The sequence below is a fragment of the Bremerella sp. TYQ1 genome, from assembly GCF_020150455.1.
Lineage (GTDB): Bacteria > Planctomycetota > Planctomycetia > Pirellulales > Pirellulaceae > Bremerella > Bremerella volcania_A.
Genome location: NZ_CP083740.1, coordinates 4,467,770 through 4,491,238 on the forward strand (window position 1 = coordinate 4,467,770; position 23,469 = coordinate 4,491,238).

Genomic DNA, 23,469 nt, shown 5'->3' on the forward strand with positions numbered 1-23,469 from the left:
TGGAAAAATAAACTTTCCTTCTTTCAGGGGCTCCGTTACGATGGGCGGAGGGATACGAACATCAGAGATTTTGAGTTCTTTCCCTACCCCCCCAATCCCGTCTTTTCATCCCTATCTTCTCATATCGGGAGGCTGTCATGCGTTGTCGTCGTGGATTCACACTCGTTGAACTGCTCGTGGTCATTGCCATTATTGGTGTTTTGATCGCACTTCTTCTTCCCGCCGTACAGCAGGCCCGCGAGGCGGCTCGGCGAATGCAATGTTCCAATAACTTGAAACAGATTGGGATCGCGCTGCACAACTATCACGACGTCTATGGCAAGTTTCCTAGCGCGATGATGTTGGATCAGGCTCGCAAGGCGGTCAATTGGTGCCCGGAGGGGGAATGTGGCACGTGGACGTGGACCGCATTTTTGTTGCCGCAGGTCGAGCAAGAAAACCTGTACGACTTGCTGCAAGTTGGTCATCTTCCCGGGGAAGTATCGCTGGGGGACGCGAATCGTCTGACCGCCGCGAAGGAAGGTTTTGTGGGGTACCGCTGCCCTTCATCGAGTGGACCAGAACAGAATACCGAACGTAAAGTCCCTTCCGGCAGTGGTGACAGCAGCGCTGATTGCACTGGGAGTGGGTGCGATGCAATTGCACTGGCCAGCTATGTCGGAGCGAACGATAGTCATACGCTCGACCGCGACAATTGGAACGGCTTCATGGCGAAAGACACCGGCCGAGTCGCATTGTCGTTTTCCGATTTCACCGACGGTACGAGCAATACGGTGGCAATTGGCGAACGCGCTTGGAGGTTGGCCGACCGAACATTGAGGGCAGGTACCCAATTAGTCGCCAACGGTGACACAGCCAATCACAGTCGGCAGGGCCATTCGTACATCACAGCCGGCGGACGTTGGGCAATCAACTGCACCAACTCGCAAGAATGTGATCGTGGTTTCAGTAGTAATCACCCAGGAGGAGCCCAGTTTCTGTTCCTGGACGGATCGGTTCATTTCCTGCCAGAAACGATCGATCATGATACCGACAGTGCGATCGACAGCGTCTACGAATACCTCATTAGCCGCGACGACGGAAATCCGATCGGCAACTACTAAGTCGTTGGGTTTCAGTTACCGCGAGAGTCACTTTCTGAAGAGGTATTTCCATGTTGGTACGGACAAGCCTGATGATCTTAGGCACGGTTTTGTTAGTCGGCTGCGGAACGTCTGGACCGCAGCTAGGGACGGTCGATGGTACGGTAACACTTAACGGCGAGCCCTTGAAAGAAGCAGTCGTTTCGTTTCGACCGGTTGCTGGCGGAAGGACCGCCGAGGGCATTACTAACGACAAGGGCGAGTTCGTGATTGAATTTGCCGCCGGGTCTCAAGGGGCGCTGCTCGGCGATCACGAGGTCCGTGTGACGACGTTTCGAGAACGCGTGATTGCCGACAATGGACGTGTCGAAGACCCTGGCGTTCTGGAAAAAGTTCCTAGTAAATACAACGACGAATCGGAGCTGATTCGAACAGTCGAACCTGGCGCGAATCACTTTGAATTGGAGTTATCTGGTACCTAAATGCAATTTGCAATCCTTCTCGCGGCAGGGTAACTTCAGCAGGTAAGTCCCCTGCCGTTTCTCTTTCTTGCACCCCAGAAGTTCTCACCATGACTTGTTTGCGATCGCTGTCTGTCTTGGCTCTACTTTCGTTGGTTTCCTCGCTTGCGGCTGCTGAACCAGTCGCGGTCGATCTTTGGCCGAGTGGCCAAGTCCCGGGGCTCGCCGCGGGCGAGAAGGAAGAGATCGTCGACGAAATGGACGATCGGATCGGCAATCGCGTGACGAAAGTGACCAAGCCGAAGATCACCGTCTATAAGCCTGATGCCGCTAAAGATACCGGAGCGGCCGTGGTGATCTGTCCTGGCGGTGGCTATCACATTTTGGCGTACGACCTGGAAGGGGTCGAAGTTGCTCAATGGCTTAACGAAATGGGCGTGACCGGGGTCGTGCTGCACTACCGCGTTCCGCGAGCCAAAGAAGGGGCTCCGCACGTCAACCCAATGAAAGATGCCCAGCGAGCGATTCGTTTGACGCGAGCCAACGCGGAAAAATGGAACATCGATCCCAACAAAGTCGGTATCCTCGGTTTTTCAGCTGGCGGAAACTTGGCCGCGGTTACCTCGAACGCCGACGAAGCGACTTACGAACCGATCGACGACGCTGACAAGCTGAGTGTGCGTCCTGACTTCTCGCTGCTCATTTATCCAGCCTATCTGAACCCGAAGGATGCCGACACCGAACTCACTCCGGAAGCATCGGTCGACGAAAACACGCCGCCTGCCTTCTTGGTTCATACCAGCGACGATCGTGTTCCTTCGACGGGAAGCCTGGCCTATTACCTGGGGCTGAAGCGTCTGGGCATTCCGGCCGAACTGCACATCTTCCCCAGCGGCGGTCACGGCTATGGCCTGCGGCCAACCGACAAGCCGGTGACCCATTGGCCTAAGCTGGCCACGGCCTGGCTCGAAACGGAAGTCCTAGTCGACGACAAGAAAGAGGCGCAGGACAAAGAGTAATACCTACGCCGGCGAAGCTTCGTCTAAAGACTACGTAGAAACTGGATCAAATCGTGCATTTGATCTTCGGTCAGGTCTTCGGCCAATTGATGGCCGTGGACCTCGAAGACATCTCGCAGCGACGTTGCCCTGGCATCGTGAAAGAACGTATCGCGATGCCCAACTCCACGAAGCGACGGAGGATTGAACTCGCGGTTGAGTTCTTTGTCTTCCATGCCGACGTCGTAAAGCTCTGGCGTGGTATACCGTGGCGGCGCGTGGCACTTGATACAGTTGTGACGCAAAAAGATCTGCCGGCCATGGGCAATCGCCTGGGTATCTCGCGTTTCTTGCAAATGATCGATCGGCGGTGGCAACGGTAGCTGTTCCATGTAGGCGGCAAGTGCTGAGGCTTGCTCGTCGCTAAGCTTCGGGCCATGCATGGTCTTTTCGACAGACTTGTGAGCTTGCTCTTCTAAGGTCTCGCTGACAGCCAGCCAACCAAACGGAGCCGTATCGGCTTTGCCCAGTAGCGAAAGAATCCGTTTGGGGGCTCCGTAGGAAAGATCGGTCAAGTTGTCGCTGCTCAGCCCGTTGGTATGACCGTCGGTATGGCAGCTGTGACACGACATCCAGCCCTCCATGGAAAGCTTGGCGTTGTGGAAGAGCCGTTCCCCTTCCTCGATTTGCTGGAACTTTCGTGTCGCGCCGAGCGAGATCTCGCCGATTGTTTTGGCTTTCTCGATGTCGACAATCGAAAGAGAGTCACCGAATCCGTTGGCAACGTACACGACATCCTTTTCCGGAGAAACGACGAGGGAGGTTGGATGTTCGCCGACGGAAACGCGGAATAGTCCGAATGCTTCGTACTTGCCGATGCCAACTTGCGAGGTACCTCCCATCGAGACAACCGCCTGCAGATCGTCGATGACCGCGATGTCGGTCGGGTCTCCCCCGCCCTTGCCTGGCTCACCGATCGGATGCATGAAACCGTTGCCGTAAAAGTCTTCTTCCGGATTCAGCACATAATCGAGCGGTACCCAGCGAAGTTCGTTGCTCATTACCAGGCCCCAGTGAATATCGTTTTCGTTGGTGACCGCCAAACTGTTGAGCAATTGATGAGCCAGCAGCAGCTTGGTGCCATCGGGCGAAAGGGCCATCGCGCGAATGTTATGAGCGGGAAACTCGCGCACATGTCGTAGCGCGAACGTGTTGGGGTCGATGATTGCCAACTTGCCACCAAAGTTATCGGCCGCAAGCAACGACTGACCATCCGGAACGAACAGGACGACTCGTGGCGCGAAGGGGAGGATCAATTCGCTCTGGGGCTTCAACTGATCGTCGGTAAGGCTTAGCGAAACCAACTTGCGCGGCCAGAGGCAACTGACGACAATTTGTTGTCCGTCGGGGCTGATGTCGGCTTTGACCGGCGAGTGCGGCAAATCAACGCGAGCAAGAATGTCCAGTACGTCTTCATTTTGAGCCAGTAAGATGGCCTGCTTGGCCTGGCTGTCGATCGCCACAATTCTTCCCCCGGGTACCGGCAGCAAATCGACAATCGACTGACCGATCTTCCATTCCGCGGTGGCTTTACCTTCGGATCGATCGACGATCGAAATGCTTCCTGCATAGCGATTGGCGGTCAGCAGAAACTTGCCATCTTCGCTCAGGATAAGATCTTCCGGCGCACGCAGCGATGGCTGGGAAGGGTCGATTCGCTGGGGACCTTCGGCCTGGGCGACCGAGGCGACAAGCAAAGCGGCAAATATCAGGCAGGAGCGGAACATGAGCATTCGATCGAGCGGAAGGAGATTTCGGGGGATAGCTTAATTTTCCCATAGCAGCCGATTTGGGACAAGCCAAATCCGACCGCTAGATCTGGCACCCAGAGGCGTGATTTGTCGATCTGCGGGAAGTACAATAAACAGACTTAACCCCGAAACCGGAGATATCCCCTATGTTGACCCGCCGCGTTGTTTTATCCGTCGTTCTGGTTGCCAGCTTGGCATTAACTGGCTCGTTGTCCGCCCAAGTGAAGTCGAAAGTTATCGAACTGGGGGGCAGTGGTCCCAAGTTGCCGTTCTATATCGGCACCTATACTCGGGGGGAAAGTAAGGGCATCTATCGCAGTGAGCTCGATCTGGCGACTGGCGCTCTGAGTCCACCCACATTGGCTGCCGAGATTGAAAACCCTTCGTTCCTAGCGATCAGCAAAGACCGCAAGAACTTGTATGCCGTGGGTGAAGTCGCCAACTTTGGAGACGGCGATTCCGGCGCGGTCTCGGCATTTACGTTTAACGAAGACGGCACATTGAATCTCCTGAACCAGGAAGCTTCCGGCGGGCGAGGTCCTTGCCATGTCCAAGTTGATCCCGCGAAGCGATTCCTGATGGTCTCGAACTACGGCGGTGGTTCGTTCTCGACCATTCCACTGGGAGAAGAAGGCCAGTTGGCCCCGGCGACTTCCTTCTTTCAACATGAAGGGACAAGCATTAACGAAGCGCGTCAGAAAGGCCCCCATGGTCACGGCATGTATCTTTCGCCAGCTGGTGACTTGGCGCTGGCGGTCGACTTGGGACTCGACAAAGTGATGATCTATAAGATCGTCGATCACAGCACCGGCGAAATGGTTTTGAACGATCCCGCTTACATCGAAGTGAAGCCAGGATCGGGGCCGCGTCACTTGGCCATCAGCCGAACGGGAAAGCGTGTTTACGTGTTGAACGAGCTGGACTCGACTTTGGATGTGTTCGCCTTCGATCCAGCCACCGGCGCGAGCGAACATATTCAGCGACTGTCGACGTTGCCTGAAGACTTTGAAGGAAAGAACACGACCGCCGAGATCTTCATTCACCCGAGCGGCAAGTGGGTTTACGCATCGAATCGTGGTGACGACAGCATCGCCGCTTTCCGAGTCGATGACGAAACGGGCATGCTGACTTCGCTGGGGCAGTTCAGCACAATGGGTAAGACGCCACGAAACTTCCAGATCGTTTACAACGGCAAATACTTGCTTGCCGCTAACCAGGACACCAACAACATCGTTGTGTTCGAGATCGATCAGAAGATCGGAACGCTGAAACCGCTGCCATCGCAGATTCAAGTTCCCAATCCGTGCTGCATCGAATTCCTCATGGAAGTAGTTCGCTAAGCCGCCGCAGTCCGCCCAAGTGTTTGGCTTGGGCGGTCGGTCTTGGGGATTGGTTCCGTTTGTGAAAATCTGAGTCTTGAAAAGGAAGTCTTTTGCGTACGTTGGCCTTCGGCGATGTGCATGGCTGTTTGACCGCGCTTGATACGGTGTTGAAACTAGTTCAGCCGACCCAAGAGGATCGGCTGATCTTTTTAGGGGACTACATCGATCGCGGACCTGACTCTTACGGCGTGCTCGAGCGGATCCTCGAGTTGCGGCGCACCTACGACGTGATCTGCTTGACGGGGAATCATGAGATCATGATGCAGTCGGCACGCGAGGACGATGGGATGTACCTGGCCTGGCTTGGCTACGGTGGCGAAGAGGCCCTCGAGTCGTATCCGCGCGAACCGTGGGAGGATCCTCATCTGGATAAAGTTCCGGAGCGGCACTGGCTGTTTCTCGACGAGATATGTCGGCCCTATTTTGTCGACGATGATCACATCTTTGTGCATGCCAACGTTTTGCCCAATCTTCCCTTGGAAGAGCAAGACAATCGGACGCTTTACTGGGAAAAGTTCACCAACCATGGGCCGCACTTTTCCGGGAAAACCGTTATCTGCGGGCACACATCGCAGAAATCGGGCTGGCCACTGAACGTTGGGCATTCGGTGGTGATCGATACGTGGGTTTATGGCGAAGGGTGGCTGACGTGTTTGGATGTCCGCACCGGCCATTTCTGGCAAGCCAATCAAGAAGGAAAGCATCGGCTGGGAATGCTAGCATGACGACGATGGAGGCCTAGTAGATTGGCGATGTGGTCCCCGGTGCGTTGCCCTTGACCCTTTCGGGGAATCCTCCTATCGTTTCCGCTTACCACGCTTGGTGCCAGGCGGCAGGAAGTCGACCGATGGCCGCGTGGGTCAAGGAACGACTACATCAAGGAAGTCAGGGATGACGACAGCAAACAATGGCGCGGAGGCATCGCAGGTATCTCAAGTTCCACTGCTGGACATTGGCCGTGGAAATGCCCCACTGAAAGAAGAATTCATGGCGGCATTCGAGTCGGTTGTCGACTCTGGCCGTTTTCTCTTTGGCCCAGATGTCTTCCAGTTGGAAGAAACATGTGCCGCCGCATCGCACGCCAAGTTTGGTATTGGGTGTGCTTCTGGCAGCGACGCTTTGCTGCTTTCGCTGATGGCTTTGGAAATCGGCCCTGGCGATGAAGTCCTTGTGCCGAGCTTTACCTTCTTCGCGACCGCAAGTTGCGTTTGGCGCCTCGGTGCGAAGCCTGTTTTCGTCGACATCGATCCTGTCTCGTTCAATATCGATCCGGCTCGTCTGCAGGAACAGATCACTCCGAATACCAAAGCGATCATTCCGGTTCACTTGTTTGGCCAATGTGCCGACATGACCGAGATCAACAAGATCGCCCAAATGCACGGCATTCCGGTCATTGAAGACGCGGCTCAAGCGATTCTTGCCGAACACAACGGTCAACGTGCCGGCAGCATGAGTCTGGCCGGTTGCATCAGCTTCTATCCGACCAAAAACCTTGGCGGCATGGGCGACGGCGGGATGCTGGTGACCAACGACGAAGAATTCGCCAACAAGCTGAAACTGCTTCGCGGCCACGGCATGGAGCCACGCTACTACCACCAAGTGGTCGGCATCAACAGCCGATTGGATACGCTGCAAGCCGCGGCGCTGAACGTCAAGATGAAGCACATGGCCCAGTGGACCGAAATGCGTCGTGAAAACGCTCTTCGCTATCACGAACTATTCAGCCACTGCGGATTGGACTTGGTGCTGAAGCTTCCGACCGAAGCACCCGGCAGCTATCACGTTTGGAATCAGTACACTGTCCGCGTTCCACGTGGCGGCCGCGATTCGCTTCGCAAACATCTCGCCGACTTGAAGATCGGCAGCGAGATCTATTACCCGGTGCCACTGCATCAGCAGCAATGCTTTGCAAGCCTGAAGGAAGAACTCGCACCGCTACCTGAAACGGAAAAGGCAGCTGAAGAAGTTTTGGCATTGCCAATCTTCCCAGAACTGACCGCAGCCGAACAGAAGTATACCGTCAGCGCGATTGCTCGGTACTACGGCATTGAAGCCAACTTCGATATGCCAGCCCGCCGCAAGTCGGCCTAAGGGCGAGTTCGCGTACAAGGTTTGATGAAGAAGGCGATGCTCTTAACGAGTGTCGCCTTTTTTCATGCGCTGCAGTTGCGCCAAATAGTGAAGACTTCATCCATTCACATCGATTCTTCCGATTGCCGCACATTCAAATACTGGATAGCCCGGTTTGCTTGCAAACTGGGGGAGCGTAGCGATGAGAGGTCGTTGCTAGGGGTTGAATTACGGAAAAGACCTCCATTCGGTTGCACCTCCCCCGGTTGCAAGCAACCATGGGCTACCCAATTGCTTTTCCAATGGATGGCGACGGGAGTCATCTCACGCAATGAGATTGCGCAGGGTTGCTTTAAGCACTAACGAGTAAGCCCGCTATCGAAGCGGCTTAGCGGAATGGTCGCCAGAGTGGCTTTTTGAAGAGGCCAGGTCGTTCTTCTTCGCTGCTCTCGTCCGATGCGTTGGCACTCGGGCGGGAGGCAGTACGCGATGCCGGCAACGGTACCGAGGCTGGCGTCCAACTGGAAGAATCTTTACCTCGCAGATCGACGTGGATGTCCTTCTTTTGCTGAAGGATCTCGCCTTGCTCGGTGGTGTAACGAACGTGCAGTTGCAGCGCTTCGTGTTCCGGCTTTCCTTCGGTCCAAGGAAGCTTCAAATGCACTCCTTTGCCGAGGAGTGTTCGTTGAAGGTACTTCGCCGAATCCGTCGTATCGAAGTCCCAGCGTCCGACAAACGCTTGCTTTCCGGTGTAAGCTGGATCGAGCAGGACCACAGAAACCGGGCCTGGCGAATCGACATACTGGCCGGTTTCGTTCTGCGGTTCAATGACAACCATCACCCCGTCGTCTCCAGGCTTATCGTCGGCATTGTATCCGCCGGTCAGCTTCGGATTGAGGGACATTTGCGTCACAACACGGTCGGTCACATTCTCCGACATCGGTTCAAATTGCTGAAGTAGCGGTCCGTCTAACAGTTCGGGGCCTGGGGCCACGCTTTCCAGTTCTGGCAAGTTGCTCGATTCGCCCAGTTCGATGACGGGGCCTGCCAATGAATCGGCACTTGGGCGAGCCGAAGTAGGCGTCGAACTTCCCAGCGGATTGGAAATGGATTCCAAGTCGGCACTCGCTTGAGTCCCTTCCGGCAGTCCTAAGCGTTTACGAAGCGATTCGTTTTCGCGACGCACCGACGCAATCTGCGAGTCCTTCTGATGAACGACATCTTGCAGTGCGTAGACTTTGTCTTCCAGGTATCGGAGTTCCGATTCGAGTAGCTGCACGGAAGGATCGGTCGTGCGGCAACCGCAGACAATCGCCAGCGGCAGTAGGGCGAGGAAGGTGAGTCGAATTGTGGCAGGTCGTGATAGCACGCTGTCAAAACTTTCCCGAAAATTCGGCCGGATAAGGGAAGGAAAATCTAAAGATCCGGCCGCGCGTGCGGCATAAGTACGAAAAACGACGAACTGGGTCAAACCCAATGCCAAGAGATTCGAATCAGGACGCTAGCGAAATTTCGTTGACACACCCATTCTAGCGGGTATCGTCGAGGCAGCGCATTTTCCCTCTCCTCTCCCAGTAAGTTGGTTTAAAGCATGTCGACGCGAACGGAACTGGCTTCGTTGCCTTCCATCGAGCCGCTGAAGCAAGTGGTTGGCAGTGGCAACGAGCAGCTTGCCGCGGCGCTGATGCAATCGATTACGGATGATTTGATCCAGCTATATGGGGAAGATGAAATCGATGAAGAAGAGCATGAAGAATACCAGTCGATGGTCGAAGAGATGATCATCAACACCGACTCACCCAGCGACGAAGATGGGAGTTGGCAAATGGTAATTCGCCGAGTCGTCGCTCAGCTGAACCTCGATGTTGAAGCAGACTTTTCGTTCAATCATTTTGGCTTCAAGCATTATTACTGTTGGCACCCTTACCGGAAGATGCTGACTGATCGGCTGTCGGAAGACGCTCTGCAGTTGCTACGTCACCTGGAAGAAGGTCGGCCCTTGAAGGGAAAGCGAGTTCATGACGATGGATCTCTCTTCGGCTGGCTGGAAGCTGACGAGGTGAAGCGATTGCACCATGAACTGGATGGCCTGGACGAGCATGCCATTTCCGTTGAAGAGCTAAACGAGTTCCACGAGCAATTGATCGAATGTCTGGCCGAAGTCGCCGAAAGCGATCGGGCCCTATTGCTCACTGCGAATTAAACTCTGAGAAACGATGTCCCAACCTGAATTCCTTAAGATTGCCAGCTTTGCCAATGCGGCCGATGCCGATCATTTGCGTGTTGTGCTGGAAGAGCATGGTATCCGTGCTTTTGTCGATGGTGGCGACTTGCATACATCGCTCAGTTACATCGGTAGTGCCCTCGGAGGCGTCCATGTGATTGTTCGTGCCGAAGATGCCGAGCAGGCAGTCGAGTTGGTTCGACAGTTTGAGAATGACGAGGATCATCCCAGCGGTCCTCCGTGGTTTTGTGGTGCTTGCGAAGAAGTTGTCGACGCTGGCTTTCAAGTTTGCTGGTCATGCGGTGCTGAGCGTAGTGAAGTAGAAGTGCCGATGCCGGAAACAGCGGAGGTTGCCTTCCACGAAGAAGAGAATGCCCCACGTGAACGTTCGATGGAAGTTGTTGTCAGCGATCGCCCATTGGACTACGCCAATCCATTTGTCTCGCCTCAAGTCGAAGATCAGGCCGACAAACCAAAGCCGACCGGCGAGATCAACGAAGAAGCAGAAGCGATCCTACTTCGAGCCTGGCGGGCCTCCATACTGGGCCTGATCGGCCTACCGTTTGTCGCCAGCTTCTATTCGATGTATATGCTTGTCGCGGCGTTGAAAGTAACCGACGTCTTCTCGCAGGAAGGGAACGTGCGATTCTACACGGCGTTCTTCATTAATGTCGTCGCAGGCTTTGTCTGGGGCTTTTGTTTGATTTTACTCATCTCTTGGAACTAGTTCGAGAATCGGGGGATTCGATGGGAACGTTTCTAACCAACGTCCATGTGCAATGCAGCTCGCCTGAGCAAGTGACGGAAGTCGTACGATCGATGGACGTGCAAGGAGCCTGGCTCTCAGGTCCCAACGGTCCCTGGATCACGCTATGGGACTCGATGGGGCTGACACGTGCGGGTGATCTTGCACAGCATGTCTCCGAACAACTGGAAGCCCCAGCGATTGCGTTCATGGTGCACGACAGCGACATCCTCTTTTACTGGCTGTACGATAATGGCCAACTGCTGGACGAATACAACTCGTGCCCTGGCTACTTCGACGGGGATGACTCGATGGAGGAAGCGTATCAGGCCGACTGCGAGCAGATAAAGAAGTATTGCCGCGCGGAAACGACGATCGAAGAGTTAGAACGCCTCCTCAAGATCTGGACCCAGGCCGAAGCATTGGAAGGCGTCATGCCAGAGTTTGTGTTCGTAGAACAGCGCCTCGCCGAGTTGGCCAAACATCTCGAGATTCCAACAGCCGTGGTCAACACCGATTACGGCGACATCGGACGCGATGTTCACCCCGACGAAATTGGTGCTCGTTGGATCGGTGAGGGAAATCCATCGGATCATCCCGGCATGATGGACATGGCCGCTGGAATGGAAGGAGGCGAAGACGTTGATTTTGAGTCGGCCGCGGCGTTCGTATCCTTTCCCGCTTCGCCGCTTCACACGGCCGCACTGAGCGATAACCTCGCCGAGATCGTTAAGTATGTCGAGGAAGGAAACGACATCGACGAAACGAATGAAGTGTATTCCACCACGGCACTTTCCATCGCGGCCGCAAGTGCTTCGGTCGAGACGTTGCGAAAGATGATCGAGCTGGGAGCCGATGTGAACGCAAGCAACAACGTCGTCGGTACCCCCTCCCCTCTCCGTTCGGCGATAATTGCTGGTAAGCTTGAGAATGTCCGTGAACTGTTAGCCCATGGTGCGACCGTGGAGGATATCGATCCTAACCATGGAACGCTGTTGCATAGCGCCGCCATGCGGGGTTCGGTTGAAGCGGCCAAATTATTGATCGATCGAGGCGTCGATCCGAAGTCAACCAATACCCAAGGACAAACGCCTCGTGAGTTGGCCAAAGCCCATCGCGAGTCTCTGAATCAGGCAGTACAAACGTTCGGCCAAGGGAGCCTGCCCAAAGAGATGCAAGACTTGCTGGAAGGGATGCAGCAGATCGAAGATTATCTGGCGGAGTTCGAGACGTGAGCGAAACCTGGCAGACGCGTTTGCCGAAGCCGAAGCTTCGCCCATGGGTAAGTCACCTCTGGCGGAGCCGCAACAACGCTGATCGGTTTCATTCGATCTTGCCTGATGGTTCGGTCGATCTGGTGATTGCAGCCGATTGTACGACCACCGGTAGCTGGCTGTTTGGCACGTCGACTTCCGCGGCCGACGTGCCGCTGGTCGCAGGGATGGACTACTTCGGTGTGCGATTCCGACCTGGCCAGGCTCGGCACTTTGTGAAACTTTCTGCCAAAGAACTGACCGATCATCACGAAGACGCCCCACGCCTGTTACCGTTCTCGATCGAACCGATGCTCGCGCGATGGAGTGACGCTGACCCATTCGCGCAAGTGGAATCGCTGCTCGAGCGGCATCTCGAGAGAAGTTCACCGGAGAGTCATCGAATCGATCAGGTCATCCACTGGATCGAAGCCCAGAACGGAAACGTGCGCATCGAGGAGGTGGCCGCCATGTATGGTCAGAGCCGCCGTCAGCTGGAGCGAATATTTCTCGATATGGTGGGTATCTCGCCGAAGCTGTTCTCATCGATCGTGCGTTTTCAACAGGCAACGCGGCGGCTTACGCGTTCAAGCACCTCGTTAGCCGAGGTCGCACTAGCAAGTGGCTACTCCGATCAAAGCCACATGACGAATGACTTCCGCCGATTAGCTGGCAGCTCGCCGGCTAAGTTTGCCCGGCAGCATGTCGCATTCTTGCAAGACGTGGATTGATCGAAGCAAGAAAATGGGGCGAGTTCGTTTCAATATCCAAGGAGTTGCCCCATGAAGTTCTGGACCGGAGTAATCACCGACAAGCTGGCCGAATCTAAAGCGTTTTACGTCAAGCTGTTCGGCTGCGAAGTATTGTTTGAAGAAGATTGGTTCGTATTGTTGAAGCTTGGCCCTAGCGAGCTCGGCTTTTTACGCCCTGACATGGAAGGACAAAACGCGTTGTTCCAAAAAGCGTACCGCGGCGATGGCATGTGGATCACCGTCGAAGTCGAAGACGCGTCCGCCGAGTGCGAACGCATTCAACGCTTAGGCGAGCCGATCGTACAAGAGCTGCGCGACGAGGCCTGGGGCGACCGCCACTTCGTGCTGAAAGATCCCAATGGAATCGGAGTTGATGTCGTGCAGCGGATTGGGGGATGATTCGTGGTACGGTAAAGTAAATCTGTCGCGTTGACTAAAACCACCAATGTTAGCTTGCATGATGATCATGGAAACGCGGACCTACCGCCCTATCTCCTGGGTTGCCACCATTCCGCAGTTCCTAATCTATGCGGGACTATTCGCGTTGGTTTATGTTCTTACTCGAAGCATGGATTACGCCGTGTTCCTGGGAATTGGGGCAACATTGTGCTATTCGTTGGGATCGCGTTACGTATTAACGCACCACCACCGAAAGGGTTTGCGGTTGCTAAGAGAAGGTCGCCCCGACGATGCAATCATATCGTTCGAGCGGCAGCTCGACTTTTTCAAGAGGTACGATTGGATCGACCGCTATCGAGCCATTGTAATGATGTCGCCGGCGGCGATGTCGTACACAGAAATGGCTCTCTGCAATATTGCCCATTGCTGTGTGCAATTGGATCAAACCGACCAAGCGGTGACCTATTATCGACAGGCTATGGAAGCCAATCCAGAGAACATGTTGGCGAAGGCTGCTTTGAAAGAATTGGATGAACGGCCTTGAGTAGAATTTGCCGAGCGGTTAGCTACCGCAAAAAAAGCCCACGTGAAGTACGTGGGCTTTTTCGTTTTGGTTTTGCTTTGAATGTGCCTAGCTAGGCATGTGCTCAACCACTTTGTCGATGAGACCGTACTCGGCGGCTTCTTCGGCGCTGAGGAAGCGGTCTCGGTCGGTGTCGGCTTCGATCTGATCGATCGGTTTACCGGTGTGCTTGAGCAAGATTTCGTTCATGCGTCGCTTGATACGCTTGAACTCGGTAGCGTGAATGAGGATGTCTTCAGCGGTACCTTGCATGCCGGCCAGTGGCTGGTGAATCATCACGCGTGCGTTCGGCAAAGCGTAACGTTTGCCTGGGGCACCGGCGGTTAGGAGAACGGCACCCATCGAAGCGGCTTGCCCGATGCAATAGGTCGCCACGTCGCAAGTCACAAACTGCATGGTGTCGTAGATCGCCATACCGGCACTGACGCTACCACCGGGGCTGTTCACGTACAGGTTGATATCAGCTTTGGGATCTTCCGATTGCAAGAACAGCATCTGGGCGACGATCAGGTTGGCCATTTCGTCGTTGACGCCGGTTCCGAGGAAGATGATTCGGTCTTTCAGCAACCGGCTATAGATATCGAAGACGCGCTCTTCACGTCCACTTTTTTCCACCACGTAAGGAATCAGAGGCATCGTATTGGCTCCAGTATCTGGATGTGTGTTTGGGTATCAGATGGTCGAATGAAAATTTAGGGGCACCGCTTAGAGGACTTCCTGACCGCTTATCCTGAGGGACAAGTCGCCAGATGTCGCCCAGCGTGTTTAGTCCTCTTCACCAGCTTCTGCAGGTGGCTTGGTGAGGATTTCGTCGACAATCCGATATTCCTTCGCCTCGGTGGCGTTCATGTAGAAGTCGCGGTTGACGTCCTTGGCAATCTTATCGACTGGCTGATCGCAGTGATCGGCGAGAATTCGGTTCAGCTCTTCACGAGTCTTGATGATCTCGTTGGCTTGGATTTCGATGTCGCTGACCTGACCGCCGACGCCACCATGCGGTTGGTGGATCATCACTTTGGCGTGTGGCAGGATGAAACGCTTACTCGCGGCACCACCAGCCAGCAAAATGGCACCACCACTGGCAGCCAAGCCGACGCAGTACGTCGCCACGGGGCACGACAGCATTTGCATCGTGTCGTAGATCGCCATCGTCGCGGTGACGCTACCGCCGGGGCTGTTGATGTAGAAATGGACTTGCTTGCGGCGATTTTCGCTCTGCAGATAAAGCAACTGCATCACCAACATGTTGGCGTTTCCATCATGGATTTCGCCCTGCAGGAAAATGATACGGTTTTCCAGCAACAGGTCGTTGAGCGTCATCTGGCGTTGCCGTTGATATTCGGCATAGGCCATCGCCATGGGCCCGACAGGGTCTTGAGGGAATTGTGAATTCATGGTCGTCGATCCTTCCATTACAACGTGCCGTCAAGGACGCCGCGGCACAGGATTAGTCCACCTGCCTGCCCGGTCGCTTCCGGCGAAGCAAACTACGAGAAGTACCCTGTTATTGTCTCCAGTTGGCAGGGGAAGACAACCGTAGAAGACACTTAGACCAGGGGGCGGCGAAGTTTTTGTACCTTCGCTAATCGGTATCCGCCGGAAAATTTTGCCACGGCTAAAGTTTTGCCCGTTGCGTTCCGCTGCGCGACGGCGATTATGGGTCGAGAAGTGTTAAGAGAGGTAAAGTTTCTCTTTGCTTCGTGCTGGCATCGGAGGGGAAGCGAGTTGGGACGGCGGCGGCGATTGTGCTTCCGTGCTGACACATTCGAGCCAACGAAAAAGGCCCCGATGAAATCTCATCGGGGCCTTTTTGAATATCAAGATTCGACGGTACGAATTATTCGGCGTCTTTGGTTTCTTCTTCGGCAGGAGCCGCTTCTTCTCCTTCACCGCAGATCAGCAAGTTGACGGCAGCCGTCTTGCTTTCCTGCAGATCGGCGTCCGCTTCGGTAACTTCCGCTTCGCCTTGGATGAGTTCGATCACCTTATTTTCGATGATCTGGTTTCGCAGCACGTCCATCATGCCGCCCTTTTCCAACTGAGCACGGATGCGACGTGGCGATTCGCCTCGTTGCATAGCGATTTTCATCACTTCCATGTCGTAGTCTTGAGGGCTGTCTTCGACGTTTTCTTCTTCCGCGATGCGTTCCAGGATGAAGTGCTCCTTCAGAGCCTTACGCGTGGAAGCCATGCTGTTTTGACGCAGCTCGTTGCGGTGAGCCTGAATGTCTTCTTCGCCGAAACCAGCCGAACGGAGTTCCATCACGGCACGTTCCAGCTCGCGAGCGGCTTGGCGCTTGAGCAGTTCCGGTGGCAGTTCCCAGTCGGCATCTTTGGTCAGCTCTTCGGTGATTTGCTGACGCAGACGCTGCTGCTGGTAGTAATTCAGCTGACGTTCCATGTCCTGTTTGACGTAATCTCGCAGGTCGCCTTCGCTTTCGAAGCCGCCGATCTGCTTCAGGAAAGCTTCGTCCATCTCTGGCAGTTCGGTTCGCTTGACTTCGAGAACTTCGATTTCCATCTCGACTTCTTTGCCACGCATTGCTTCGTTGGCAGCTTCGTCGCTGATGGTCAGCGTGACGGTCTTCTTGTCGCCAGCTTTCGCTCCGGTCATTTCCTTGCCGAAGTCTTCCCACTTGGCGTCTTGGAAGCTGAGCGTGTCACGCAGGCGGATCGATTCTTCTTCAGCGTGCTCGATCTTCTTGCCGTCGTGCTTGAACGTCAGATTGCAGACCAGGTAATCATCGGCTTCGGCAGCACCTTCATGCGGAACGAGCGAAGCGTAACGACCGAGAACCTGCTTCAGGTGCTTGTCGATGTCTTCCTTCTCGAACCCCTTGGTTGGCTTTTCGAGCTTCAGGCCCTTCCACTTCGGCAGGTCGAATTCAGGACGAACTTCGATATCGAATTCGAAGGTCAGGTCGCCTTCTTCGGGAAGTTCGATGGCCGAGTAGTTGAAGTCAGGTTCGCTAATGGCCGAGAACGACTGATCTTCGGTCGCTTGGGTCATGCTGTCCATCAACAGCGTCCCTTTGACTTGATCTTTCACTTCGGAGCGGAAACGCTTTTCGACCAGCTTCTTAGGGGCATTGCCCTTGCGGAAACCAGGGACGGCAGCGTTGGGGACCATGTCTTCGATGGCGACGTCGAAATAGCGGTCGATGTCGGCGCGAGCCACGGTAACGGTAACGTGACGTTGGCACGAGCTAGGAGCGTCGACCTTCACGTCCAAATCCAACTTCTTAGGACCTTCCGCTTCGGCAACGGCACCTTCAGCGTTTTCGGTTTCAGGCGAACTCATTCAACGATTCCGCAAAGTCTGGGGGTGAAAAACAAGAAACCCGGCCTTAGCTCGGGTCAATTTAGCAATTGAGGTCAATGCAGAATGGGTGGGCTTTTCCTCACCCACGCCGCGAGACTCGTCATTGCGTCTCGTGTGAAACGTGGCGATGCGGCAAAGCCTTTGCCAAGAGCCACATCCACCAGATGTTTTATGTGCTACGCGAGTCGATCGTGACTTGTGCGTACAACATAAAAAGGAAGAGCGGGTGAACGGATTCGAACCGTCGACAACAACGTTGGCAACGTTGTGCTCTACCAACTGAGCTACACCCGCATTTGGAAATCAAATTCCCACTGGGAACGTCATTCCCTCATCTAGGAAAGCACCAGTTTACTGAAATCTCAGAGCTGGTCTACCCGGGGCAAACGATTTTTTCGCTCGCCAGAAAGGAAAGTATGGAAGATGGGTTGGCGATTGTCAACTTAGTGAGGAAGGAAAGCCTTCTAAGGCATTGCCATAAAAGGAGTTAAGGATCGGCGTAGAGAGCCATGCCATGCGACTTCGGCGAATTTCGATCCTGCGGTTTCGAAACGAAAGATGGCTATCGCACCGAAGTGCGTAGCCATCTTGTTTGATTTGCCGGGATAACACCGTTGGCGGATTAGTCCAAGACGTTCGGCTTCGGACCGGCCGGTTTCGGTGGCGGTTTCGGCGCGTTGGGATCAGGTGGTGGAGGCTCGGGACCGAATTTGACTTTCCCGCCAACCCACGTGGTGTATTGCCAGTTCTTGTCGACAGGAGTCCAACCGGCCAGGTAGCCCATTTCGTCGGTGACATGACGTGTCTCGACGTACGCTTCGTAGCTGTCAGGAAGCACGATGAACTTGAAGTAGAACTTCGATGGATCGACGGTGCTCAGGAGGCGTCGAAATCGGGAGCGGGGGCTTTGGATTTCGTTAATCTTGAAACCCTCGTCTTCCTTCGGTGTAAAGCGAAGTCGTGGATCTCTTCCGGATGCGTACATTTCCATGCGGAACCAGTCGTCCGACATGGGACGTTCGTTGAAGTCTTCCACGAATTTCTCGGCGTCGATCCCTTGCTTTGGATCTTTGATGTACTTTCGAGCACCTCGCTCGGCCTGATACTCGGCTCGTTTTCGCGCTGCAGAACGCACAGGATCGTCCACAATCGGATAGACCTGATTGTTGATGCAGAGGAAGATCGCTTCCTTGATTCCTTCTGGTGCTGGTCGAGGATCAGGCAAGTTCACCACTTTGGCCTCCATTTGGGCGCGGGGTGGTGTGTCGTCGAGGGTTGCTTCCAGCTTGGCGATCTCTTCGAGGGCACTATTGAGGTCGCTGGAGAGCTTCTCCCGTTTCTCTTTGTTCTCGTCTGCTTTTTTCGCCATCTCTTGGGCGTCTTTTTGAGCGATGATTGCTTTTTGCAGTTCGCCCTGCTGCGATTTCAAAACGGCTTCCTTGGAAACCGATTCTGATTGCAGCCGCTGGATCAGCATTTCCAAGTCTTGTTCGCTTGGATCCAAATCCTTTAAATCTTTCTCGACTTTCAGCTTGTCTTTCTGCGCTTCTTCGAGGTCTTTGATCAACTGCTCGAGCGCGAGCGGGTCGACGCTCATGCTGTTGGCGATCTGTTTGACCGACTCTTGCATGCCGAGCTGCACCACCACCAGAACGATGATGAGAATGCCCACGACGTTGAACATGGTGTCCAACAGCGAGTCGAGCCCTTCCTCTTCTTCGGCGCCTCTACGCTTTGCCATAGTTCGTTCGTCTTATCGTTAAGGTAACCGCCACGGGCTACGAATTATTCGCTTGTTTGGTGAAGTAGCTCAAGTCGACACGACCGTCGCCGATGACCGGCAGCTTGCCGTTTTTCACACCCTTGGCGTTCGCATAGTTGCGAGCCGTGTTGTAGGTGGAAAGACCGTCGTCACGGATCAAAAAGACGAGCGTGCCATCTTTCTGTCCCTTCACTTTCTCGAGCATCTTGGCGAAATCAGGATTCGTGTTCAGCTCGGCGGTTCGGACTGGAATGGTCTTTCCCGCTTCATGAATCACCACGCGTCCGTCATCGCATTCAATGAAGGATGGCTTGAAGCCAACGCCGCTACCCCCAGGCAGAATCGAATTTTCCGCTTCTTTGGGAGGCAGTTTTCGTTCGGCGATCACCTTCTGTAGCTGAGCGATCTTTTCGCGTCGCCCCTTCAACTCTTCTTCCATCGCCCCGACTTCTTCCGTCAATGCAGCGACGTTGACTTTCGGGCCTTCGATGGAAATGTTCTGCAGCTTTTCCTGCGTTTCATCCAGCTTGGCAAGCAGTTCGGCGAGACGCTTTTTGGCGTCTTCCAGTTTCTTTTGCTCGCTGGAATGCTCGCGTTTGAGCTCTTCTTCTTTTTTCTTCAACTGGTCACGAAGCTTCTCTAGTTCAGCCGTTTCCGATTGGAGTTCCTTTTGTTTCTTCTGGTACTCCATCGCCGCATCGACGGCATCGTTGTCGAGCGATTGAATGGCGATCGTCGCAATGACCATCGCCAATGTTCCAATCACGCATGCCAGCACGCTTAGAAAGGGGAAGAGCGAAATGTCGTCCCCTTCAACTTGTCGGCCCTTGCCCATTAGCGTCTCCCGTTACGTCGGGTCTTCGCTTTGCTTCCACCGCCGAAGCCGAACCAGCCTCCGCCACCGCTGCCGTTGGCCGTTTCCACTTGTTGCACGACGACCGTCTCGTTGCCCAGTTTGTTGAGCACTTCCGTGAGACCACTGAGGCCTTGCTCGACGCCGCCGAGGTACTTCTCAAGACGCTCGGAGGTGTCCGTCATCGTTTCGTTCACTTTGATATGCGAATCGACCGAAGCACTCGCCAGTTGGCCCAAAGTGCTTTGCAGTTGGGCAGCCACTTCCTGCATCTGGTTCAGCTGATCCTGCATCAACGTCTGCTGTTCTTCCTGACGTTTCTGCATGTCGATCGTTTTGGCGTTGACCACTTCCAACAGCTTGTTGGTGGTCTCTTCCTGGCTGTTGAGGATCTTGCCGTTGATCTCGTCCCAACCTTTAGAGGTTTGTTCAGTGATCGTCTGGCCGACAAGTTCCAGCTTCTTGACCCAGGCCTCGAGCTCGCCTTGCTGGGCGGCCATCGCTTCTTCGACAGCTCGGCGGAATACCTTGGTGTCGTAAGGACTTTGCGGCTTGTCTTCGGCCTTTTCGCGACCGTCGTTCAAGCGGCGAATGAGGTTTTCGTTGCAGTATTCGTCGACCCAGTTCAGCACCCCTTCTTCACTTCGTTGCAGCGAGGAAAGCGGGAACTTGATGATCATGCTCATCACCAGCGCGACCAGGGTCGTGTTAAACGCGGTACCCAGACCAGAGAACATCCCTTGCAGTGAAGACGTCAGCTTGTCGAGATCGCCGCCCCCCAGTGCCCCGGAAAGTTCGGTCACCGCAAGACTAATACCAAGCACCGTCCCGATAAAACCCATGGTCGGGATAGCCCAGATCAACACGCGTAGATAGGCGTAACTGGACGAGACGTTGTTGTAGTCGATCTCGGACTGCGAAGCCATCATCGAGGCTGTTTCCGAGGCGTTCTGACGCACACGGAAATGCTGCAAACCACGCAGTACACGGTTGATCAGGAAGCTTTCCCCGTCGTGGCCAGGCAGGCCTTGGATGTGCTCGACAAATTTGCCCAGCGTGTCGACACGAATCTCTTGCGAGATATCGGTCGGCAGGACGTCCATCAACAAGTAGTCCTTCTGTCGCAAGATCTTGCGATGCTTCATCCACAGAATCGTAACGGCCCAGAAGAACAGGAACGTACTAAGCGACTGAATGGCAACCGCTTGAATACCGCCGATCCAGAACAGGCCACCGATGTAAGTTCCCTTCGAGAAGTACATCAGCCCCATGAAGACAATCATCGACACCAGGCCGATCAAGCCTGACACCAACAAGTTGACGTTACTCGGGTCGGTAAAGTCCCCTTCGCTGGTCGATGTGCTTGCGGTCGTGGTGGTTGTTTTCTTCTTCGTGGCCGCGGTCGACTTGCGTGCTCCGCCGGTCTTTACGACAGGACCGCTGGGGGCCGCCGATTCCGAAGAAAGGTTCCCCAGATCCAAGCCACCCCCCGACGAGGACCCACCGCCGCCGAAATCTGGAAGCGAAGGAGAGTCGAGCGACGGCAGTTCGTCTGGCTCTTCCTGGACATGGGGGATATGGACACTCTTTTTGCAGTAAGGGCAATTTCGCTTTTGTCCGGCGAGCTCTTGACGGACTTTGAGCTTCTGACCGCACTCGGGACAATTGAACTGGAAATACATCTGGACCTCGAAAGGAAACGAAGCGCGACAACCGGTCGCAGGTGAGATTAGGGGGCGGAAAAAGCCAGGACGAAGCTGAGAGAACCTCAGTGTTTCATTCTGTGTGCGGGTAGGAGGTGAATCTGGGGTGAGACTATCTCACGCACTGCTGGCCTTTAGTCGTGTTCTTATTCTGATAAACAAATTATTCCCGATTAGACCGGTTTGGGAAAAAATTTGGTCAAAACTTGAGATACGTATCGGCCCAGATCGATTGTTCCGGGTGTAACGGGGCAAAGATTTCCGCACGAGCAGCGAATCACTTACGTGTGAATAGGGAAATGTTCCCAGAATGGGTATTTATTTTCGATTTCACGTAAAATCACGAAGTCCGGCTGACCACTCGGATCGTCTTCCTGGGTGACGATCCGTTTCCAGGTCGATTCCTCAATTCAAGAGTGGAGCCTCTCATGATGCGTTGCTTCGGATTGATATTGCTTAGCACGTTGTTGGTCGGCTGCGACGTTCAGTTTCCGATCGCGAGAAATTCCCCTTATCTCCATTACCGCGATAACCCGGTTCAGCCCATTCCACCCCAAAGCCCGGGCGAAGATGGCTTGCGATACGACTTCAAGATTGTGCATGCCAATCATGGCGGAATCGAACTGCCCAATCCCACCGAGCAAACCGAGGGCGTTTGGATTAATACACCCTCGGATGGAAGTCTGGAGATCGCGTTCCATTCTTATGGCTGGCTGGAAGATGGCGACATTCGTTACGACGACACGACCGAGCGAACGCTAACCGCTTCCGGCCAACTGATTCCCTACTACGACAAAGTCTTTCAAGTCGACTACGACGAGCGTTCGGTTCGTATGACCGAAGTGACGCATCTGATTCCCGAACCGTTTCGTCCACATGAATCATCGCGGGTCGTCGCGCTCGGCGAGCACGACTTCTCGTTGTTTCGTCGGCCGCAGTTTCACACGCATTTGCCCCCAGGAACGGAAGATCATTTCGCGCGGATCTCGGTTTTGAAGATAGAGCCTGAAATCGGGGAAGCCTACGTCGAGTTGTTGCCAACCCATCGCTGGGTGACGGACACGAATCGAGCCGAGGAAGAAACTGGCCTGGTTACAACGAAGCAGCTTCGCATCGGTGATACGTTTGAAGTCGACGGGCACATCGTTCGCTTGGAACGCATCGTGCCGCCGGTCGAGATCCTAGGGGTCGGCATGCCGATCGGTTGGATCGAGCTCAGCGACGTGCAACGTTTCAGCACGGAGCAACAACATGCCGCGCTGTGATTGCCGCATCGCGCTGCTACTTTCCGTTTTGATTGCCGGCTGTGGCAATCCGGCCGAATCGAGTCAGGCACTTCCTGCGTTACCAACGATACTGCCGGCCGAAGATGACATTGGCGTGACCGTTTACGACTGGAAGCATGACGGTTTGGATCGACCATGTCTCATCGCGTTGCCCAATCGATCGCCGGCGCCTGTCGTGGTTCGGTTTCGTCAGTGCGAGATCGATGGTGAAGCAATCGGAGTGATCTTCTTCGACTCGGAGTATGAAATCGAAGTCGGAAATATCTTGTCGGATCAAGCATTGGTGTTTGTCCGGCCAGGCGACATTGTTCCGTTCTACGCTCAGCTTTATCACGTTCACTTCGACGAAAAGAGACTTCAGCTTCGTGACGTAACCCAAGATGTTCCTGCCGAGTTTCATCCGAACACGTCAACGTTGGTCATTAGCCGAAGCGAAGAGAAAATGATTCGCGAACGATTGTTCAATCTGCAGTCGGACCGCTGGGCCGATTACGAACGTGTCCGAGTCACCAAGATTGCGGCCGACGGAAGCGAAGCGAGTTACGTTGGCAAACCCTATCATGGTTCCGACCAGGGCGCTCAGGGTGACGAAGTCATTCGTCCGAACGAAATCGTCCATCGCCGATCAAACGTTGTCAGCAAAGTCGCCAGGATTGTCCCGCCGCAAACGATCGAGGACGTCGGCAATCTTCGGGGCTGGGTAGAGTTTGTTCAGGAAAACGAGTAGGAGTTACTCGAACGCTGACCTAGGATGATGAGAAACAAAGCGTTCTCTTGCTACAC

At 54.5% G+C, this 23,469-nt stretch carries 22 protein-coding genes and 1 tRNA gene; 14 read left to right on the forward strand and 9 right to left on the reverse strand.

The window, feature by feature from the left end:
* The first annotated feature begins 137 nt into the window (after positions 1–137).
* The 3 genes from LA756_RS17985 to LA756_RS17995 all read left to right on the forward strand — a co-directional run bounded on the left by LA756_RS17985 (position 138) and on the right by LA756_RS17995 (position 2,562).
* Complete coding sequence (locus tag LA756_RS17985; RefSeq protein WP_224436108.1) at positions 138–1,103, forward strand: DUF1559 domain-containing protein; 966 nt, start codon at positions 138–140, stop codon at positions 1,101–1,103.
* A gap of 50 nt (positions 1,104–1,153) precedes the next feature.
* Entirely contained in the window at positions 1,154–1,564 is a 411-nt protein-coding gene (locus tag LA756_RS17990; RefSeq protein WP_224436109.1) for a carboxypeptidase-like regulatory domain-containing protein, read from the forward strand.
* 89 nt (positions 1,565–1,653) lie between these two features.
* A complete protein-coding gene (locus LA756_RS17995) occupies positions 1,654–2,562 on the forward strand; it encodes an alpha/beta hydrolase (RefSeq protein ID WP_224436110.1) in 909 nt (302 codons plus the stop codon).
* 23 nt (positions 2,563–2,585) lie between these two features.
* Here LA756_RS17995 and LA756_RS18000 read toward each other — a convergent pair whose 3' ends face one another.
* On the reverse strand, positions 2,586–4,328 hold the full coding sequence (locus LA756_RS18000; RefSeq protein ID WP_224436111.1) for a cytochrome c peroxidase: 1,743 nt from the start codon (positions 4,326–4,328) through the stop codon (positions 2,586–2,588).
* 170 nt (positions 4,329–4,498) lie between these two features.
* Between LA756_RS18000 and LA756_RS18005 the strand changes: the two genes are divergently transcribed.
* The 3 genes from LA756_RS18005 to LA756_RS18015 all read left to right on the forward strand — a co-directional run bounded on the left by LA756_RS18005 (position 4,499) and on the right by LA756_RS18015 (position 7,825).
* Entirely contained in the window at positions 4,499–5,692 is a 1,194-nt protein-coding gene (locus tag LA756_RS18005) for a lactonase family protein (RefSeq protein WP_224436112.1), read from the forward strand.
* A 92-nt stretch (positions 5,693–5,784) separates the two neighbouring features.
* Positions 5,785–6,459: a metallophosphoesterase family protein gene (locus LA756_RS18010; protein ID WP_224436113.1), complete on the forward strand. Its 675-nt coding sequence runs from the start codon at positions 5,785–5,787 to the stop codon at positions 6,457–6,459.
* A gap of 166 nt (positions 6,460–6,625) precedes the next feature.
* Entirely contained in the window at positions 6,626–7,825 is a 1,200-nt protein-coding gene (locus LA756_RS18015; RefSeq protein ID WP_224436114.1) for a DegT/DnrJ/EryC1/StrS aminotransferase family protein, read from the forward strand.
* Between the two features lie 367 nt (positions 7,826–8,192).
* Here the strand turns inward: LA756_RS18015 and LA756_RS18020 are convergent, their stop codons facing one another.
* On the reverse strand, positions 8,193–9,173 hold the full coding sequence (locus LA756_RS18020) for a hypothetical protein (protein WP_224436115.1): 981 nt from the start codon (positions 9,171–9,173) through the stop codon (positions 8,193–8,195).
* 222 nt (positions 9,174–9,395) lie between these two features.
* On the opposite strand from LA756_RS18020, the gene LA756_RS18025 reads away from it, so the two are divergent.
* Genes LA756_RS18025 through LA756_RS18050 form a run of 6 tightly spaced genes read left to right on the forward strand, consistent with a single transcriptional unit; the run spans position 9,396 to position 13,721 of the window.
* Positions 9,396–10,007, forward strand: a complete 612-nt coding sequence (locus LA756_RS18025) for a hypothetical protein (RefSeq protein WP_224436116.1) — start codon at positions 9,396–9,398, stop codon at positions 10,005–10,007.
* Positions 10,008–10,020: 13 nt separating this feature from the next.
* The gene (locus tag LA756_RS18030) at positions 10,021–10,755 is read left to right on the forward strand and encodes a DUF2007 domain-containing protein (RefSeq protein WP_224436117.1); all 735 of its coding nucleotides are present in this window, start codon (positions 10,021–10,023) and stop codon (positions 10,753–10,755) included.
* A 20-nt stretch (positions 10,756–10,775) separates the two neighbouring features.
* Positions 10,776–12,008 carry an ankyrin repeat domain-containing protein gene (locus tag LA756_RS18035; protein WP_224436118.1) on the forward strand — a complete coding sequence of 411 codons (1,233 nt, stop codon included), beginning with the start codon at positions 10,776–10,778 and terminating at the stop codon, positions 12,006–12,008.
* Positions 12,005–12,757, forward strand: coding sequence for an AraC family transcriptional regulator (locus LA756_RS18040; RefSeq protein ID WP_224436119.1), 753 nt, complete (start codon positions 12,005–12,007; stop codon positions 12,755–12,757). The genes LA756_RS18035 and LA756_RS18040 overlap by 4 nt, the downstream gene beginning before the upstream one ends.
* A gap of 51 nt (positions 12,758–12,808) precedes the next feature.
* A complete protein-coding gene (locus LA756_RS18045; RefSeq protein WP_224436120.1) occupies positions 12,809–13,177 on the forward strand; it encodes a VOC family protein in 369 nt (122 codons plus the stop codon).
* 58 nt (positions 13,178–13,235) lie between these two features.
* Positions 13,236–13,721, forward strand: a complete 486-nt coding sequence (locus LA756_RS18050; protein WP_224436121.1) for a tetratricopeptide repeat protein — start codon at positions 13,236–13,238, stop codon at positions 13,719–13,721.
* 87 nt (positions 13,722–13,808) lie between these two features.
* Here the strand turns inward: LA756_RS18050 and clpP are convergent, their stop codons facing one another.
* The 7 genes from clpP to LA756_RS18085 all read right to left on the reverse strand — a co-directional run bounded on the left by clpP (position 13,809) and on the right by LA756_RS18085 (position 21,379).
* Positions 13,809–14,396 carry an ATP-dependent Clp endopeptidase proteolytic subunit ClpP gene (clpP, locus tag LA756_RS18055; RefSeq protein ID WP_224436122.1) on the reverse strand — a complete coding sequence of 196 codons (588 nt, stop codon included), beginning with the start codon at positions 14,394–14,396 and terminating at the stop codon, positions 13,809–13,811.
* A gap of 129 nt (positions 14,397–14,525) precedes the next feature.
* On the reverse strand, positions 14,526–15,155 hold the full coding sequence (locus LA756_RS18060; protein ID WP_224436123.1) for a ClpP family protease: 630 nt from the start codon (positions 15,153–15,155) through the stop codon (positions 14,526–14,528).
* A gap of 442 nt (positions 15,156–15,597) precedes the next feature.
* A complete protein-coding gene (tig, locus tag LA756_RS18065) occupies positions 15,598–17,061 on the reverse strand; it encodes a trigger factor (protein ID WP_224436124.1) in 1,464 nt (487 codons plus the stop codon).
* A gap of 242 nt (positions 17,062–17,303) precedes the next feature.
* Positions 17,304–17,376: transfer RNA gene (locus tag LA756_RS18070), tRNA-Gly, on the reverse strand.
* A 328-nt stretch (positions 17,377–17,704) separates the two neighbouring features.
* Complete coding sequence (locus LA756_RS18075) at positions 17,705–18,823, reverse strand: hypothetical protein (RefSeq protein ID WP_224436125.1); 1,119 nt, start codon at positions 18,821–18,823, stop codon at positions 17,705–17,707.
* A 37-nt stretch (positions 18,824–18,860) separates the two neighbouring features.
* Positions 18,861–19,679 carry a hypothetical protein gene (locus LA756_RS18080; RefSeq protein WP_224436126.1) on the reverse strand — a complete coding sequence of 273 codons (819 nt, stop codon included), beginning with the start codon at positions 19,677–19,679 and terminating at the stop codon, positions 18,861–18,863.
* Positions 19,679–21,379, reverse strand: coding sequence for a MotA/TolQ/ExbB proton channel family protein (locus tag LA756_RS18085; protein WP_224436127.1), 1,701 nt, complete (start codon positions 21,377–21,379; stop codon positions 19,679–19,681). Before LA756_RS18085 ends, LA756_RS18080 begins: the two co-directional genes overlap by 1 nt.
* 449 nt (positions 21,380–21,828) lie before the next feature.
* On the opposite strand from LA756_RS18085, the gene LA756_RS18090 reads away from it, so the two are divergent.
* Both LA756_RS18090 and LA756_RS18095 read left to right on the forward strand, forming a co-directional pair.
* Entirely contained in the window at positions 21,829–22,665 is an 837-nt protein-coding gene (locus LA756_RS18090) for a hypothetical protein (RefSeq protein WP_224436128.1), read from the forward strand.
* Positions 22,652–23,413, forward strand: a complete 762-nt coding sequence (locus LA756_RS18095) for a hypothetical protein (RefSeq protein ID WP_224436129.1) — start codon at positions 22,652–22,654, stop codon at positions 23,411–23,413. The genes LA756_RS18090 and LA756_RS18095 overlap by 14 nt, the downstream gene beginning before the upstream one ends.
* Positions 23,414–23,469 lie beyond the last annotated feature (56 nt).

What these genes read in the sequence shown, in the direction of transcription:
- LA756_RS17985 (WP_224436108.1), top strand. Translation starts at nt 138, where the DNA reads ATGCGTTGTCGTCGTGGATTCACACTCGTTGAACTGCTCGTGGTCATT.
- LA756_RS17990 (WP_224436109.1), top strand. Translation starts at nt 1,154, where the DNA reads ATGTTGGTACGGACAAGCCTGATGATCTTAGGCACGGTTTTGTTAGTC.
- LA756_RS17995 (WP_224436110.1), top strand. Translation starts at nt 1,654, where the DNA reads ATGACTTGTTTGCGATCGCTGTCTGTCTTGGCTCTACTTTCGTTGGTT.
- LA756_RS18000 (WP_224436111.1), bottom strand. Translation starts at nt 4,328, where the DNA reads ATGTTCCGCTCCTGCCTGATATTTGCCGCTTTGCTTGTCGCCTCGGTC.
- LA756_RS18005 (WP_224436112.1), top strand. Translation starts at nt 4,499, where the DNA reads ATGTTGACCCGCCGCGTTGTTTTATCCGTCGTTCTGGTTGCCAGCTTG.
- LA756_RS18015 (WP_224436114.1), top strand. Translation starts at nt 6,626, where the DNA reads ATGACGACAGCAAACAATGGCGCGGAGGCATCGCAGGTATCTCAAGTT.
- LA756_RS18025 (WP_224436116.1), top strand. Translation starts at nt 9,396, where the DNA reads ATGTCGACGCGAACGGAACTGGCTTCGTTGCCTTCCATCGAGCCGCTG.
- LA756_RS18030 (WP_224436117.1), top strand. Translation starts at nt 10,021, where the DNA reads ATGTCCCAACCTGAATTCCTTAAGATTGCCAGCTTTGCCAATGCGGCC.
- LA756_RS18035 (WP_224436118.1), top strand. Translation starts at nt 10,776, where the DNA reads ATGGGAACGTTTCTAACCAACGTCCATGTGCAATGCAGCTCGCCTGAG.
- LA756_RS18045 (WP_224436120.1), top strand. Translation starts at nt 12,809, where the DNA reads ATGAAGTTCTGGACCGGAGTAATCACCGACAAGCTGGCCGAATCTAAA.
- LA756_RS18050 (WP_224436121.1), top strand. Translation starts at nt 13,236, where the DNA reads ATGATGATCATGGAAACGCGGACCTACCGCCCTATCTCCTGGGTTGCC.
- clpP (WP_224436122.1), bottom strand. Translation starts at nt 14,396, where the DNA reads ATGCCTCTGATTCCTTACGTGGTGGAAAAAAGTGGACGTGAAGAGCGC.
- LA756_RS18060 (WP_224436123.1), bottom strand. Translation starts at nt 15,155, where the DNA reads ATGAATTCACAATTCCCTCAAGACCCTGTCGGGCCCATGGCGATGGCC.
- tig (WP_224436124.1), bottom strand. Translation starts at nt 17,061, where the DNA reads ATGAGTTCGCCTGAAACCGAAAACGCTGAAGGTGCCGTTGCCGAAGCG.
- LA756_RS18075 (WP_224436125.1), bottom strand. Translation starts at nt 18,823, where the DNA reads ATGGCAAAGCGTAGAGGCGCCGAAGAAGAGGAAGGGCTCGACTCGCTG.
- LA756_RS18080 (WP_224436126.1), bottom strand. Translation starts at nt 19,679, where the DNA reads ATGGGCAAGGGCCGACAAGTTGAAGGGGACGACATTTCGCTCTTCCCC.
- LA756_RS18085 (WP_224436127.1), bottom strand. Translation starts at nt 21,379, where the DNA reads ATGTATTTCCAGTTCAATTGTCCCGAGTGCGGTCAGAAGCTCAAAGTC.
- LA756_RS18090 (WP_224436128.1), top strand. Translation starts at nt 21,829, where the DNA reads ATGATGCGTTGCTTCGGATTGATATTGCTTAGCACGTTGTTGGTCGGC.
- LA756_RS18095 (WP_224436129.1), top strand. Translation starts at nt 22,652, where the DNA reads ATGCCGCGCTGTGATTGCCGCATCGCGCTGCTACTTTCCGTTTTGATT.